This is a genomic window from Levilactobacillus wangkuiensis (genome assembly GCF_016861605.1).
Lineage (GTDB): Bacteria > Bacillota > Bacilli > Lactobacillales > Lactobacillaceae > Levilactobacillus > Levilactobacillus wangkuiensis.
Map to the genome: position 1 here is coordinate 108873 of NZ_BOLM01000007.1, position 14798 is coordinate 123670.

13 protein-coding genes are annotated in these 14798 nt (G+C 52.0%); all 13 read right to left on the reverse strand.

Annotated features, from left to right (window positions below):
• Positions 1-139: 139 nt before the first annotated feature.
• On the reverse strand, positions 140-499 hold the full coding sequence (gene rplT, locus JUF13_RS07115) for a 50S ribosomal protein L20 (protein ID WP_125765830.1): 360 nt from the start codon (positions 497-499) through the stop codon (positions 140-142).
• Between the two features lie 76 nt (positions 500-575).
• Positions 576-770, reverse strand: coding sequence for a 50S ribosomal protein L35 (gene rpmI / locus JUF13_RS07120; protein WP_020090102.1), 195 nt, complete (start codon positions 768-770; stop codon positions 576-578).
• Positions 771-816: 46 nt separating this feature from the next.
• Positions 817-1320, reverse strand: a complete 504-nt coding sequence (gene infC, locus JUF13_RS07125) for a translation initiation factor IF-3 (protein ID WP_203638903.1) — start codon at positions 1318-1320, stop codon at positions 817-819.
• 296 nt (positions 1321-1616) lie between these two features.
• A complete protein-coding gene (locus tag JUF13_RS07130; RefSeq protein WP_203638795.1) occupies positions 1617-3104 on the reverse strand; it encodes an MDR family MFS transporter in 1488 nt (495 codons plus the stop codon).
• Positions 3105-3323: 219 nt separating this feature from the next.
• A complete protein-coding gene (gene thrS / locus JUF13_RS07135) occupies positions 3324-5267 on the reverse strand; it encodes a threonine--tRNA ligase (RefSeq protein ID WP_203638796.1) in 1944 nt (647 codons plus the stop codon).
• Positions 5268-5647: 380 nt separating this feature from the next.
• Positions 5648-6574, reverse strand: a complete 927-nt coding sequence (gene dnaI, locus JUF13_RS07140; RefSeq protein WP_203638797.1) for a primosomal protein DnaI — start codon at positions 6572-6574, stop codon at positions 5648-5650.
• A 3-nt stretch (positions 6575-6577) separates the two neighbouring features.
• On the reverse strand, positions 6578-7960 hold the full coding sequence (locus JUF13_RS07145; RefSeq protein WP_203638798.1) for a replication initiation and membrane attachment family protein: 1383 nt from the start codon (positions 7958-7960) through the stop codon (positions 6578-6580).
• Between the two features lie 3 nt (positions 7961-7963).
• Positions 7964-8482, reverse strand: coding sequence for a transcriptional regulator NrdR (gene nrdR, locus JUF13_RS07150; RefSeq protein ID WP_203638799.1), 519 nt, complete (start codon positions 8480-8482; stop codon positions 7964-7966).
• Positions 8482-9111, reverse strand: coding sequence for a dephospho-CoA kinase (coaE, locus tag JUF13_RS07155; RefSeq protein WP_203638801.1), 630 nt, complete (start codon positions 9109-9111; stop codon positions 8482-8484). The genes nrdR and coaE overlap by 1 nt, the downstream gene beginning before the upstream one ends.
• The gene (mutM, locus tag JUF13_RS07160) at positions 9104-9964 is read right to left on the reverse strand and encodes a bifunctional DNA-formamidopyrimidine glycosylase/DNA-(apurinic or apyrimidinic site) lyase (protein WP_203638803.1); all 861 of its coding nucleotides are present in this window, start codon (positions 9962-9964) and stop codon (positions 9104-9106) included. The genes coaE and mutM overlap by 8 nt, the downstream gene beginning before the upstream one ends.
• A gap of 20 nt (positions 9965-9984) precedes the next feature.
• Positions 9985-12645, reverse strand: a complete 2661-nt coding sequence (polA, locus tag JUF13_RS07165; RefSeq protein ID WP_203638804.1) for a DNA polymerase I — start codon at positions 12643-12645, stop codon at positions 9985-9987.
• A 556-nt stretch (positions 12646-13201) separates the two neighbouring features.
• Positions 13202-13906, reverse strand: coding sequence for a Bax inhibitor-1/YccA family protein (locus JUF13_RS07170; protein WP_203638805.1), 705 nt, complete (start codon positions 13904-13906; stop codon positions 13202-13204).
• 155 nt (positions 13907-14061) lie between these two features.
• Positions 14062-14733, reverse strand: coding sequence for a nicotinamide riboside transporter PnuC (gene pnuC, locus JUF13_RS07175; RefSeq protein ID WP_236002685.1), 672 nt, complete (start codon positions 14731-14733; stop codon positions 14062-14064).
• Positions 14734-14798: the final 65 nt, after the last annotated feature.

Sequence of the window (14798 nt, forward strand, 5' to 3'; positions counted from 1 at the left end):
TCGTTCGTTTGCCAGTAATGGCATGTCTAGCTTTTTTATTATACGCAATTTTCACCAATTTTACCACCATCAAGGGCTGTCGATGGTGGCTAATAAAAAAGACCTCGCTTGAACAGCGAAGTCCTTTGAAATGACTGAATTAAGCAGCCAAAGCTTCTTTAGCTTGGTCAGCTAAAGCCGTGAATGCAGCAGCATCGTTCACTGCTAAATCAGCTAACATCTTCCGGTTAACGTCGATGTTGGCTAACTTCAAACCGTGCATCAACTTGCTGTAGCTCAGACCGTTCATCCGGGCTGCGGCGTTGATCCGGGCAATCCAAAGCTTCCGGAAGTTACGCTTAGTGGCTTTACGGTCACGGAAGGCGTATTGACGGCCCTTCATGACTTGGTCCTTAGCTACCTTAAATAAACGGTGCTTTGAACCACGGTAACCCTTAGCTAACTTTAAAACCTTCTTGCGACGTGCGCGTGAAACAGTACCGCCTTTAACTCGTGGCATAATCTTTTCCTCCTAAATCAATTCAAACATTATGTCGACATTTCGTCGACCCGAAAATATGTGACCAGCTTACTGATTACTTTTGCAGTAATTGACGGTAAGTGTTGATAGTCGTTTCGTTCATCATCCGGGTACCACGAAGGTTCCGGCGTTGCTTCTTGGTCTTACCGTGGAAACGGTGAGACGTGTATGCATTGGCACTCTTGATACCGCCCTTGGCAGTTACTTTGAAACGCTTAGCTGCGGCGCGGTTAGTCTTCATCTTTGGCATAATACGAAATATCCTCCTTAAATCGGTAGCTGGGCTACCCAATCAATTACTTATTCTCTGCGATGGGCGAAAGCATTAAGAACATGCTCCGACCGTCCATCTTAGGCCGTTGTTCAACCGTGGCAACATCAGAAGTTTCCTGAGCCATCCGGTTGAGCACCTCACGACCAATGTCTTTATGAGTAATAGCCCGGCCCTTAAACCGAATTGACACCCGAACTTTTTCACCCTTAGCCAAGAACTTTTTAGCGTTCTTCAGCTTGGTGTTAAAGTCGTTGGTATCAATGGTAGGACTTAACCGTACTTCTTTGACACTGACCACTTTTTGCTTTTTACGAGCTTCGCGTTGCTTTTTTTGCAACTCGAAACGGTATTTCCCGTAGTCCATGATCCGGGCTACTGGTGGCTTAGCTTTCGGTGCAACCAAAACTAAATCGAGGTTTGCGTCTTCGGCGATCTGTAAAGCGTCGCGTTTGGACTTAATACCCAATTGTTCACCATCATCGGCAATCAATCGAACTTCGCGTGCGCGAATACCCTCGTTGACAATCGTGTCGTTTGCTATGGTAATCCACCTCCAAATTAATCTCGAGAACTGCAGAAATCTCACTCACAAAAAATGCGGGAACCTTTGATCACAATCAAACGGCTCCCGCATGAAATCCAATCAAAAGATTGAACTAACGTGCATATCCAGCCCAGCAGCGTTAGCCACAGGGCGAGAAGCGGAAGCCTCTGCTTAATTTCTCAACTTAACCATCATACCAGCTACCCGGTTACCTGTCAATGGGTGTTCCCCATTTTTTCAGATAACCGATAGAAATATCACTGAGACGGTCTAGTCCTCTAATCATCTGACTTGGCCCCGGTGCCCAGAACCTGGTCACTGTGATCCAACCGATTAATCACAAAGGTCAGCACCACAATCAGAAAGCCAATCACGTAAACCCAGTGTAAGCCATTATACAGGATGTGCCGCAGGGCTGGCAACAACTTTTCCGGCAACTGGCTCGCCGTCTGGGGATTGATCAACCGGTTCATCATGGCCATGCTGGTCCCGGCATAGTGGGCCAGACCGCGCTGCATCCCCGTGTTCAGGATAATCCCAAAGACGGAGACCATCAGTGTCTGCCCAATCGTTCGGCCCAGCGTGTTAAATGAGGTCGCCACCCCCACGTTCTCGGCTGAGACCAACCGCTGGGACGTCAGGGTCGTCGTGGTCATCGCAATCCCAAAACCGAAGCCGTTGATGGCCGTAATGATGAAGAACCAGCCGAACGACGCCTGCAGTGGCAGTAAGGCTAAAGCCAGGCCGGCCACCAGAATAAACGACAGGCTGAAGTACAGGATTCGCCGTGGCGTCCAGCGTGCCAGGAAGTAGCTGGTCGCAAAGGCGCCGACGACCCACATCAGTGAGTTGGGGGTCAGTGCGAGTCCCGCGACCGAAGCGGAGACCCCGTGAATTCCCTGGCCCCAGGTTGGGACGTAGACGGTCAAAGCCATCAGGTAGCCGTTGATCAGTGCCGCAATGGCATTTTGGACAATGAAGGGCCGATTCTTAAAGAGTTCCAGCGAAATGATCGGATCGACCGCACGCCGCTCGCGACGAATAAATAGCAGTAGGCTAACGGCGCTCACGACCAGTCCAGCCGCGAAGACACCCCAGTGAATCGGCTGGCTACTGAGCACCTGAAAGCTCAGCATCAACGTGAGCAAGCACAGCATTAGCCAGAAGCTTCCCAGGTAGTCGATGCTGGCCGCGTGCTGGCGCTTGGGTTCGTGTAAGTATAATTGAAATAAGAGCATGGTCAACAACCCAATGGGCACATTAATGAAGAAAATCCAGTGCCAGCTGAGCTTATCAATGATGATGCCACCCAGTAAGGGCGCTAGAACCGCCGCGATTCCCCAGGCGGAGTTGGTGATGCCCAAGATTTTGGCCCGTTTTTCCAACGAATAGATATCGGCAATAATGGTCATGGACACTGGCAGTAAGGCCCCGGCCCCAATTCCTTGAATGGCGCGCCAGAAAATCAGCACCGGCATGGTCTGGGACAAGCCGCTCATGGCCGAGCCCACGATAAACACGGCTAACCCGAACTGCATGACGGGTTTACGACCGATCACATCGGCCAGTTTGCCATAAATGGGGGTCACCATGGCCGTCGCCAATAAGTAAATCGAAAAGACCCAGTTCATTAGGGCCACCCCATGCAGGCTCCCCACAATGGTTGGCAGTGCCGTCGATACGATAGTCCCCTCAACCGCGCTCACGAACGTCGCCACGTAAATGGCAATCGTGACAGCGAGCACGTTGGTCTTTGACTGTGACATTTCAAACATCTTCCTTCTAAAGCGCAAGTTTTACAGTCAGCGCTAGCCATTCACTAGCCGGCTGACGTTTAACCCGCTTAAATTTTAGTCTACCACTCTAGCTAGCTTCTCGACAGGCATCGTTTTGCCTACACATCGCAACCCAAACAAAAATGGGACCGCCATTAGCGACGACCCCGTTCCTTCTATTCTCTGGTTACTGACCAGAAACGTTTAAATTTAGTTTTCTTCACGACTGTATGAAGCAATGTCGACGAGGATTTCCTTGACGAAGGCGTCACTGCTCATGGAGTTGCTGTCGTCTTCCCCGTACTTCCGGACAGAGACAGTGCCATTAGCCATTTCGTCTTCACCAACGACCAACGTGTATGGAATCTTGTGCGTTTGGGCATCCCGAATCAGGTAACCCATCTTTTCGCCACGCTTGTCGACGTTGACCCGCACATCAGCGGCCTTTAATTCAGCGGCTAACTTGTCAGCGTAAGCACCATGCTTTTCTTCGGAAACAGGAATGATGGTGACTTGCTTAGGCGCTAACCAGGTTGGGAAAGCACCCTTGTAGATTTCAGTCAGGTAAGCGGTGAACCGTTCCATGGTTGAAACCAAGCCACGGTGAATCATGACTGGACGGTGTTCTTCACCATCGGCACCGACGTAGTGTAAGTCGAAGCGTTCTGGCAACATGAAGTCCAATTGGATGGTTGAGAGCGTTTCTTCGTTCCCGAGGGCCGTCTTGGTTTGGACGTCCAACTTAGGACCGTAGAAGGCAGCTTCCCCTTCGGCTTCAACGTAAGGCAAGCCAAGGTCATCCATGGCACCCTTCAACATCTTTTGGGCGTTGTTCCACATTTCATCGTCGTCGAAGTACTTTTCCGTGTTCTTAGGGTCACGGTAGCTCAGACGGAACGTGTAGTCCTTGATGTCAAAGTCTTTGTAAACCTTAACCATCAAGTCCAGGATGCTCTTGAATTCATCTTGGATTTGTTCTGGGGCAACGAACGTGTGACCATCGTTCAAGGTCATTTCACGAACCCGTTGTAAACCACTCAGGGCACCGGACTTTTCGTAACGGTGCATCATCCCTAATTCAGCGATCCGTAATGGGAGTTCACGGTAAGAACGGATGTGGTGGTTGTAAATTTGAATATGGCTTGGGCAGTTCATTGGCCGTAATTCAAGTTGTTCGCCATCGCCCATGTCCATTGGTGGGAACATGTCTTCACGGTAGTGGGCCCAGTGACCGGATTGCTTGTACAGATCCAGGTTAGCCAGGACTGGCGTGTAAACGTGTTGGTAACCATTAGCAACTTCCTTGTCGATGATGTAACGTTCGATGGTCCGACGAATCGTGGCACCGTTTGGCATCCAGTATGGTAAACCGGCACCGACCTTAGGATCAACGAAGAACAAGTCCAGTTGGTTCCCAATGACACGGTGGTCACGTTCGCGGGCTTCTTGGCGCTTAGCCAGGTCAGCATCTAAATCAGCTTGCTTGTAGAAGGCCGTCCCGTAAATCCGTTGGAGCATTGGGTTTGAGGACTTGCCTTGCCAGTAAGCACCGGCAACGGAGAGCAACTTGAACTTCTTCACGTCGCCCGTGTTGGCTAATTGGGCACCGTCGCTGAGGACTTGGTAGTCACCGATCTTCAGGAAGGAAACGGCGTCGCCATCAATGGCATTGATCAATTCAGTGGTGTAAGGGTCATCCTTGGCAGTAGCTAAAGCATCGGCCTTGCTCAAAGAAATCCGTTCGATGTCTGACTTGTCGCTAACTAACTTTTCAACGATCACAGACAAAGCGTCCAGTTCATCAACGCTCACTTGTTGGTCGTCCTTGTCAGTGTCCACGAAGAACCCGTCTTCATCGGCGCTCACTTCACCCAAACGAATGGCTGGGAATTGCTTCTTCAACGCAATCCGGACTAAGGCTGCAGTCGTGTTCCGCAGAACGCTCAAGCCTTCGTCGCTGTCCTTGGTCACGATTTCGATGGCACCGTCGCCTGACAATGGGGTCAAGTAGTCGACCAATTTGCCGTTTAACTTACCGGCAACGGCCTTCTTAGCTAAGCTGATAGAAATGGATTTCGCAACGTCAGCGGGCGTCGTGCCTTCTGGGAAGTCCTTAGACTTGCCATCGGGGAATTTGATTGAAATATCTGCCATAATGATGATCTCCCTTATTGAAATTTGGGTAAATTACGCAAAAAGTCCCCAGTACCTGCAATAGGCACTGGGGACGTCAATAACGTGGTTCCACCCGATATTTTTCACGAGACTGATCCCGTGAACTCTAATCGTCGATAACGGAACGGACCGGCCGAAAATTTCCTTTCGACAGCTTGTGGAAAGCGGTAATGCTAGTGGTCGCTAAGTCGGCTTCCAAGCAAGGCCAACTCTTCCTGTGAACGATCCCACCAGCACCATGTCTTTCGTCATAGCTCTTTGGTTTCAAAGACTATTAAACACTTGCCAGCGATAGTTGTCAAGGTTCCGCTGGAAAAAAATAAAAAAGGCAAGGCCACCGCCCTGCCTCAAAAAAATATTTATTGTGGTCGCCGGTTCACACCGACCATCGTGATCTCCCGGGCCAGGAAGCGAATCCGTTGCATCAGCCGTTGGGCCTTCAAGGGTTCATCATCCCCGCGCGTGGAGATGCGCAAGTGTTCCTTCTCCAACTGTTCCATCGAGAAGTTGGAGCTAAAGAACGTCGGTAACTCTTCTTGCATCCGGTATTCCAAAATAACGCCGAGCACATCGTCGCGCACCCAAGCAGACATGGCATCCGCCCCAATGTCATCGATCATTAAGACCGGTGACTTCTTGAGGGCGTCTAGTTTTTCCGCGACACCGTTTTGGGCAATCGCATTTTTCATTTCCACCGCAAAACTGGGGAAGTGAACTAACGTGGTGGAGAAGCCATCCGTTGCGAGTTGATTGGCAATGGCCGCTAGCAAATAGGTCTTGCCCACGCCAAAGCTCCCCTGCAAGTACAGGGCCTGGTGTCGCCGGTTAGGACTGGCTTCGTAGGCGTCGACAAAATCTAATGCTGCCATCAAGGCCTCGGCTCGATCGGAGTCCTGGTCAAAGTTTTTAAAGTCGGCCTCGCGAATGCTCTTGGGCATGGCAATCGACTTGACCCGTTGCCGCAATTGCTGTTGCGCCTGCTTCTCCTGGGTCGCCTTGGTGGGCACGTAGGCCACGTCGATCAGGTGGTTGGACACGATGAGCTGGGGTTCATACCCCGCCGCAAAGGTCGTACCGCCATTTGCTAACTTTTCCCGTTCGCTGACAAATTCATAGAGTTTGGCCGCCGAACGCGTCATCACGTCCTCCGCCAGCTCCTCTTTGTGGGCCTGGTAAAAGGCCGTCACGGTTGGATCGTCATAGACTTTGGCCATCAGTTGCCGGTAGTTATCGTTTAAATGCCGTTGATTCATCAGGTGTTGCATGGTTTTACTTAAATCTTCCATCGGTTAATCCTCCTTCCCATCCGCGGTGCGTTCCTGAAGCCGCGCAATGCGCTCTTGTAATTTCTGTTGTTGAGCTGGTGACAGCTTGGCCTGCGTCGTTTGCGGTTGGGCCTCAGCCGGCTTCTTCGCCCAGTCCGGTAGCGTCTCCTTGACCGTCGGCTGTCGGTTACGTGACCGCCGTGGCTTGCTGGCCGCCTGCTGGTGCTCGCGAATTTCCTTGATGGCCGCCTGGGGCGTTTGAATTTTCTTCATGCTCCAGTCATTGGCAATCGAATCCATGAGGGCCTTAGACAGCGTTGGCTTGTCCGAATCCACCAGCATGTGATAAATCAAGACGTTTAACACTGACTGCGGAAACAGCTGCCGACTGACCTGGTCGCGGATGATCCGCTGCTCGCCATCTGTGATGTAGCCCCCGCGTTTTTGCTTGATTGCCTGCAAAAATACCGCGGGCACCGTGGTATTTGCCACCTTGATCAAGGCCTGTTCGGCGGAACTCAGGTGCTGATCTGTCGGTGCCTGGGCCAGTTCCGCGGCAGAAGGTGTCTGTTCGCTAGCCGCTGGTTGCGCCCGGTGCTGTTGCCCAAAGCTCTGCGCAATCACACGTTTGAACTGTTCGGGGTCAAATTGATTCGTTGCCAAATCCGTTGCTTCACCCACGTACCGCGCCATGGTGACCTCATCCAGGCCGTACGTCGCGTGCTCCGTCAGCAATAGTTGACGTTGGCTCCGTAATGCCCGGGTGTCAATGAATGAGTGCTCTAAGATATCGCCTAATAATTTAAAATCAAAATCATCATGACCGGTCGACTTCAGAGCTGGTGCGCCGGCATCGACAGGCAGTTCATCCCGTGTCGCCGTGATAGCGGCTGGCAGTTGCTTGAGCTCTTGCCCATCAACATGAAACACGTCCAAAAAGTTCTTGGTAATATCCACTTCATCCGCAGAATCAGTGGTCTGCGGCGTGTTGTGGGTGACCAGGGACCGGTAGACCTCTTCGCCGACCACCCCCAGTAGCTGAACGCTCAACAGATCATCGCGAAAGAAGTCTGCCGGCTGAAGCGGTGCGCGCAGCTCATAGACAAAGCTGGTCAACTCGTTAGTCGTCTTCACCTTAGTCGTCAGTAAGCCCGCGGCCTCCAGGCGTAACCGGGCCTCATAGAAATGAGCCAGGTCCATCCCCAATAGTCCCAGTAAAGTGGCGTGACGCTTATACGTCGCCCGTTCGGGGAGCCAAAAAAGGGCCGAGTAAAGCCCCGCGGCACTCGGTCCAATGATTGGCTGATAAAGTTGGGTCAACGTCTGCCAACTTTGATCCGTCAAGCGGTCCGCTAGCCGCACCAGGAATCCTGTTCGCGGTTTTAATTGATGCCAGGAATCCTCCATGCGTTATTTCCCCTCACTTTGCCCCTGGTCCCCTGAATCTGGGTCAGAGTCCTGTTGGGCCTTTTGCTTATCCTTATCGAGCATGTCCTTCAACTCGTTAAAGAACACCCCGGTATCCTTGAATTGCCGGTAAACACTGGCAAAACGGATATAAGCGATTTCATCCACATCCACGAGCCGGTTCATCACGTATTCCCCAATCAATTGACTGGAAATTTCGTTGACCCCCAGCGCGCGAATTTTATTTTCAACTTCATCCACGATGTTGGTCATCACGTCCATCCCCACTGGTCGTTTCTCAGCGGAGCGGATGATGCCTCGTAGAATTTTCTCCCGGTTAAATTCCTCCCGGGTCCCGTTTTTCTTAATTACCAACAGCGGCGTCACTTCAACGCGCTCAAACGTCGTGAACCGAAAACCACAGTTCTCGCACTCACGACGCCGACGAATCACGCGGCCGTCGTCGGTGGGCCGACTGTCGACGACCCGCGATCCATTATGATGACAGTGTGGACACTGCATTATTGGTCACCTCGTTTTAAATGGTTACTCTTGCCAAATTTATTGGCGTCAAGCCATTTTACCACTTGTTGACGCGTTTGGGCAATCGTGCCCCCGTTGTCAATGACCACCGTGGCCTGGGCAATCTTCTGGTCGATGGGCCATTGCCGGTCCATCCGGGCCTGGGCATCGGCCACCGATAACCCATCACGGGCCATTAGCCGTTGCCGCTGGGTCGTGGCATCGGTCGCCACGACCATCACGTGATCGACCAAGTGAATCAGGTAGCCAACCTCAAAGAACGTGGGCGCATCAACGACTACCACGGAAACCTGCTGCGCGCGATAATCCGCCAGTTGCCGCTGAATCTCGGCTTTGATCAGTGGCGTGGTAATGGCCTCGAGGCGGGCCAGTTCTTCCGGATGGGTAAACACCAACTGGCCCAACTTTTTCCGGTCCAGCCCCTCTGCGGTCAGGTAGTCCGCCCCAAAGGTCGTGCCAATCTGTGCGAGACCGGTCGACCCCGGTGCGACCACCTGACGGGCGATGATATCGGCATCGATCACGGGCAGGTCGGCTGCTCGTAGCCAGGCGCTCACGGTTGATTTGCCGGTCGCAATGCCCCCGGTCAGTCCCCAGACTTCAGTCATCGGTCAACGCCTCCAATGCTTCTAAGGGCACGGGCTGACAGTGCGGACAGTAGTGCGTGCCGCGCTGAGCAACCTTGATCTTCACGATTTCCGCACCGCACCGCTCACAGGGTTCCCCCTCACGCCCGTAGACGTGCAGGTGATTTTGAAACTGCCCCGCCTCGCCAAAGGCCGTCGAGAAGGAATGCACGGTCGTCCCATGCCCCTTGATGGCCTGTGCCAGTTCGTCAATGATGTTGCGACGCAGTGTGATTAGCTGGTCGGTGCTCAGCTCATCGGCTGGGGTCAACGGATTGATTTTTGACAGCCATAAGACCTCATCCACGTAGATGTTACCCAGGCCCGCAATTTTAGACTGGTCCAGCAGGAAGGGTTTGACCACCTTATGGGACTTGCCAAAAATTCGTTGCATGTAGGCCAACGTCAACGTCTCATCCGTGGGTTCCGGTCCCAGTTTTCCGAGGGATGGCAAGGCTGCCGCCTCGTCTCCCGTTGGGACTAACCGCATCCGGCCAAACTTACGGGTGTCGTTGTACCGCAGCTCCCGGCCATCCGTCAGATAGAAGATGACGTGGGTGTGTTTGATCACGGGGCTCCCCTGGGGTTGGACATCGTATTTTCCTTCCATCCGCAGGTGTGACACCATGGTCAAGTCGCCACTGAACCGAAACAACAGGTACTTGCCCCGCCGGTCGATACGTTCAATTTTTCTGCCAATCAATTCCGCGGTAAAGACTTCCGCGTCAGGGGTGACCATCTTGCGGTAGAACACGTCGACATGGTCGATGGTTGCGCCCGCCACCAGGCTGATCAGCCCACGCCGAACCGTTTCAACTTCAGGTAATTCTGGCATAACCGTCTCTCCTTTTGCCGCTACTTGGCGTTGTACCAAGTCGGTCCGAAATGACTTTCCACCTTCAACGGGATCTCGAGGTCAACGGCAGAATCCATGACACTTGGCACCAGTTTCTCTAGCGTTTCAATCTCATCGGCTGGTGCCTCAAAGATCAGTTCATCGTGCACTTGTAAGAGCATGGTGGCCTGTAAGTCCTTGACCGCGTCTTCCATCCGAATCATGGCAATCTTAATGATATCCGCCGCGCTCCCTTGGATTGGCGTGTTCATCGCCGTCCGTTCAGCGAAGGACCGTTGGTTAAAGTTACGGGAGTTGATGTCTGGCAAATACCGCCGACGATGGGCAATCGTTTCCACGAAGCCCTGTTCCTTAGCCTGCTGCACCATCCGGTCCATGTAGGACTTAACGCCAGGATATTCTTCGAAGTAGGTGTCGATAAAGTTCTTGGCCTGCTTCCGGGTGATGCCAATGTTTTGCGACAAGCCAAAGTCACTGATGCCGTAAACGATTCCGAAGTTGACCGCTTTGGCCTGCCGCCGAATGTTTGGCGTGACCTCTTCGTCGGGCCCCATCTTAAAGATTCGCCGGGCGGTCGCCGCGTGAATGTCTTCACCCTCACGGAAGGCTTCCTGCATGTTGGCGTCATGACTCATATGCGCCAGGACCCGCAGTTCAATTTGTGAGTAGTCAGACGAGAAAATCTGCCAGCCCGGATGACGCGGAACAAAGGCCTTCCGAATCGCACGACCCTCTTCGTTTCGGACCGGAATATTTTGCAAGTTCGGGTCCACGGAGGACAGCCGCCCAGTCTGCGTCAACGTCTGCAGGTAACGGGTGTGCACCTTGTGGTCGTCGGGATGAATCACCTTGAGCAGACCCTCGACGTAGGTGGACTGAATCTTAGAAATCTTGCGGTATTTCAAAATATTCTCCGCAATTGGCGCTTCTGCGGCGAGCTTTTCCAGGACCCCAACCGCCGTCGAGTATCCCGTCTTGGTCTTTTTAATCGGTGGCAAACCCATCTTTTCAAACAGAATGTGGCCCAGTTGCTTAGGTGAACCAATGTTAAATTCTTCACCGGCCTCGTTGTAAATGGTCTGTTCGATTTCAGCGAGTTGTTCGGTAAACTTGCTGCCCATGGCTTCCAGTTCACTGGCTTCAACCGTGATCCCGGCAATTTCCATGCGGGCCAGGACAAAGGCCATTGGCAGTTCGATCTCGCGATAGAGTTGTGTCTGTTCATTGGCGTCCAAATCTTTAATCAGCTCGGGACGGAGATTCTCGATAGCCCGCGCCTTACGTGCCAGGTGAGAGAAGAAGTCGACGTCATCGGCCGGAATGGCTTCCTTGGCACCCTTACCGTAGACATCCTCATCCGTCGCCACCTGGTGATAGCCGTGTTCCATGGCCACACGACCCAGGTCGTTGCTGTTGTCATAGGTATTCAACAGGTACGAGGCAATCAGCAGGTCACAGTCGACCCCGGCCAGCGTAATGTTCAACCGGTTCAAGGCCACGTAGGTCCGCTTGGCGTCAAAGACCTGCTTAGCCACGTCTGCGGATTCCAGCAATCCCTTGAGTGGGGCCTGTTGCAGGAGGCTCACGTCACGGCTCACGTACCAGTGGTCTTCATGACCAATCACAAACCCCGCCATTTCGGCCAAATGGTAGTTGTCACCCAGCATTTCCAGATAGAATTCACACCCGTCGGCAAAGGTTGGCAAGGTGTTCAGGTTATCGGCCTTCAACACCGTGAAATCAACGTCCTTCAGACCTGGTGTCGCCGTTGGGGTTTCCCCATCGATCTGCATTTTGCTCAGGAATTGGTTAAAGTTCATCCGTTGATAGAATTCGACCAATTTTTCTTGGTCATCGCCTTCATAAACTAGGTTTTCCACTTGCTTTTCAACGGGGGCATCCCGCAGAATCGTCGCCAATTTCTTAGATAGCAAGGCTTCTTCGTGGTCGGCCACCAGGTGTTCCTTTAACTTTTTCGCAGTGATTTCGTCAATATGGTCATAGAGGTTCTCAATGCTGCCGTATTTACCAATCAGGTCAACGGCACGCTTAGGCCCCACGCCGGTCACCCCAGGATAGTTGTCGGAGTTGTCCCCTTGTAACCCTTTAATATCAATGATCTGTTCGGGCGTCACACCCATTTTCTCTTTGACGTAGGCCGGCGTGTAGTGCTCAATGTCACTGACCCCTTTTCTAGAAATGGAGACCGTGGTGTGGTCATCGGCCAGCTGGGTCAAATCGCGGTCCCCGGTGACGATGGTCGTGGTGAAGCCGTTGTCCTCGGCTTGCTTAGCCAGGGTCCCGATGATGTCATCGGCTTCGTAGTCGGGCAGCTCGTAAGTCTGAATGCCCCGAGCGGCCAACAATTCCTTCACATAGGGAAATTGTTCGGAAAGTTCCGGTGCCGTCTTGGCCCGGCCACCCTTGTAATCGTCATACATTCTGGTCCGAAATGTCTTCTTGCCGGCATCAAACGCCACTAACGCGTGGGTTGGTTTGACCGTATCCAGCATGGTTTCCAACATCGTATTGAACCCGTAAATGGCGTTGGTGTGCAGGCCTTCGCTGTTGGTGAACTTGCCTAAAGCCGTGTACAACGCGAAGAAGGCCTTAAACGTGACACTGTTACCATCAATTAATAATAATCGTTTTTCCGCCATGTTACGCTCCTTTCGAGCAACGGTCAGCCGCGCTCGAGTATTCTGTGTCTATTTTACCAAACATTAGGGCAAACCCGAAACGAAATCTAGCGAAACTGGTTGGTCGGAGCCGATTACTTTCAGACAAACTGAATTCTGAATCAAGTCATCGTAAGTAATCGCCTATCCATCTCTGAGCTAACCAAAATTAACCTAGTATCGAGGTGGGACCTGTCTCTCAGGTTGAAACCATTCCCACAAGAAATTGCATAAGTCCACCTCAAAACAACCACGAAGAGAGTGGAAATGCGTGGTCCATGTCAGTGATCAGAGGCGGATCAAGGTGCCCGGCTGTGTCGATGGTCTTGGCTGGAGTTCTTTTCCAGCCTAGTCCATGGGACATCCTTTGAGACCGCCCCTCAGGCTCAAAGTTGAGGTGAAAGCCCGCCTTATGGCTGGAACCGCCCCCACAGCAGGGCACCTTGAATCCGCCGCCGGGAACGAAAACAAGTCCACCCCATTTTCACGACAAAAGAAAAAGCACTGGCTGAATTTGCCAGTGCTCCCGTCAGTAACCTTAGTCGTTGTTCCCACCAAAGATACCGAAGATTTGTAAGAGTTGTAAGAATAAGTTAACGAAGTCCAAGTACAGTTGTAAGGCCCCGTTGACGGCCAACCCAGTCGTAGAAACTTGATCACCGTATTGCAGGTACATCTTTTGCATCCGTTGCGTATCCCAAGCGGTTAAGACCGCAAAGATGATGACGGCAACGAAGGAGAAGATTAAGGAAGCCAGTGGCAAACGTAAGAACATGTTCACAACCATCGCCACGATCAACCCAATCAAAGCACCGGTTGCCTGTGTCCCAATCTTGGTTAAGTCGCGCTTGGTAAAGGCCCCAATCCCCGCCATGGTAATGAAGATAGCGGCACTAGAAACGAAGGCGGCGGTCATGGTTGCCGGCGTATAGATCAGTGCGTACAAGGAAATCACACCACCCGTAACGACTGCGTAAACGAACAACCCAACTAAGGCGACAATTGGCCGTTTCATGGACTGCCCACTAATCACGAATGGTAAGATGAACCAGACAATTAGCGGAATCCAAAGACTGCCACCACGCAGGTTACTGAGTTGTGAAGCCATGGGGGTCATCATGAATGCCGTCACAGCAGAGACCAACACGGCCGCACCCATCCAGCCAAACATTTTAGTCATGAAGCTGTTGAGGCCGACCTCAGTGTTCACTGTCGTCCGGGGTTGCTGATCATAGTTGTTCATTGAAACGCTCCTTCTTTTTTCAAATCAATTCCCGGCTTAGTCAACCACCATTGGCCGACCAGTTGCGGGTTATTAGAATACATTTTACCAAATCTAATAGTAAACACAAGTAATGTGTTCAGATTTTAAAGGACGTCACCAACTATGACTCCCCGTTACTTAGTCGTTGATTGACCGGCACCACCCTCGTTGTCCGCTTCGCCACTCGCCCAGACCTTGTTGGCGTAAACCGCGTTGAAGAGTAGAGCGATTTGTAAGGCCACCTGTGACAGGTTGGCACCCAGCGTCCCGACGTTGGTGGCACCCGTCATGATCTGGAAGGTTAAGATTCCCCAGTAGGCGACGTTGACCACGTTGACCACGATCCACAGCGACCAGTTTTCCTTGAACTTTAAGATGTAAAGCAACTGTGCAATCAAACTCACCACGAAGTTCACGGAATCAAAGTAAGGTAGTTGTCCGTGTAATAAGGACAGCACCAACCATCCGGCCGCCCAAGCTGCAAAGGCCGCCGCAAAGATCCAGTTTCGAGTTGATTTCTTAAATGACCGTGTGGCCTCGTCATGGCCCCACATGTACCAGCCGATGGGTTGCGAAATAACATAAATAATATCCATAGCAAATGACCCATACGCGTGGCTGATCCAAGCGACGTACGTCATGGCGACACATTGAATGAAGCCAAAGATAAACGAAATCTTACGGCCCTTCATCCCGTAGACCAGGCACAAGACGCCCCCAATCCCGGAAATCATTCCAATGATGCTATCGGGAACGATCGCGTAGACCACGACCTGTAACAAAAGCAAAATCGACACGTAAATCATTTCAAACTTTTTCCAGTTGGTAAATAACTGATTGTACCACCAATTGTGTTGCGTTGCTGTATTCA

What these genes read in the sequence shown, in the direction of transcription:
- pnuC (WP_236002685.1), bottom strand. Translation starts at nt 14,733, where the DNA reads ATGATTTACGTGTCGATTTTGCTTTTGTTACAGGTCGTGGTCTACGCG.
- mutM (WP_203638803.1), bottom strand. Translation starts at nt 9,964, where the DNA reads ATGCCAGAATTACCTGAAGTTGAAACGGTTCGGCGTGGGCTGATCAGC.
- JUF13_RS07145 (WP_203638798.1), bottom strand. Translation starts at nt 7,960, where the DNA reads ATGGAGGATTCCTGGCATCAATTAAAACCGCGAACAGGATTCCTGGTG.
- coaE (WP_203638801.1), bottom strand. Translation starts at nt 9,111, where the DNA reads ATGACTGAAGTCTGGGGACTGACCGGGGGCATTGCGACCGGCAAATCA.
- nrdR (WP_203638799.1), bottom strand. Translation starts at nt 8,482, where the DNA reads ATGCAGTGTCCACACTGTCATCATAATGGATCGCGGGTCGTCGACAGT.
- polA (WP_203638804.1), bottom strand. Translation starts at nt 12,645, where the DNA reads ATGGCGGAAAAACGATTATTATTAATTGATGGTAACAGTGTCACGTTT.
- rplT (WP_125765830.1), bottom strand. Translation starts at nt 499, where the DNA reads ATGCCACGAGTTAAAGGCGGTACTGTTTCACGCGCACGTCGCAAGAAG.
- JUF13_RS07130 (WP_203638795.1), bottom strand. Translation starts at nt 3,104, where the DNA reads ATGTCACAGTCAAAGACCAACGTGCTCGCTGTCACGATTGCCATTTAC.
- rpmI (WP_020090102.1), bottom strand. Translation starts at nt 770, where the DNA reads ATGCCAAAGATGAAGACTAACCGCGCCGCAGCTAAGCGTTTCAAAGTA.
- JUF13_RS07170 (WP_203638805.1), bottom strand. Translation starts at nt 13,906, where the DNA reads ATGAACAACTATGATCAGCAACCCCGGACGACAGTGAACACTGAGGTC.
- dnaI (WP_203638797.1), bottom strand. Translation starts at nt 6,574, where the DNA reads ATGGAAGATTTAAGTAAAACCATGCAACACCTGATGAATCAACGGCAT.
- thrS (WP_203638796.1), bottom strand. Translation starts at nt 5,267, where the DNA reads ATGGCAGATATTTCAATCAAATTCCCCGATGGCAAGTCTAAGGACTTC.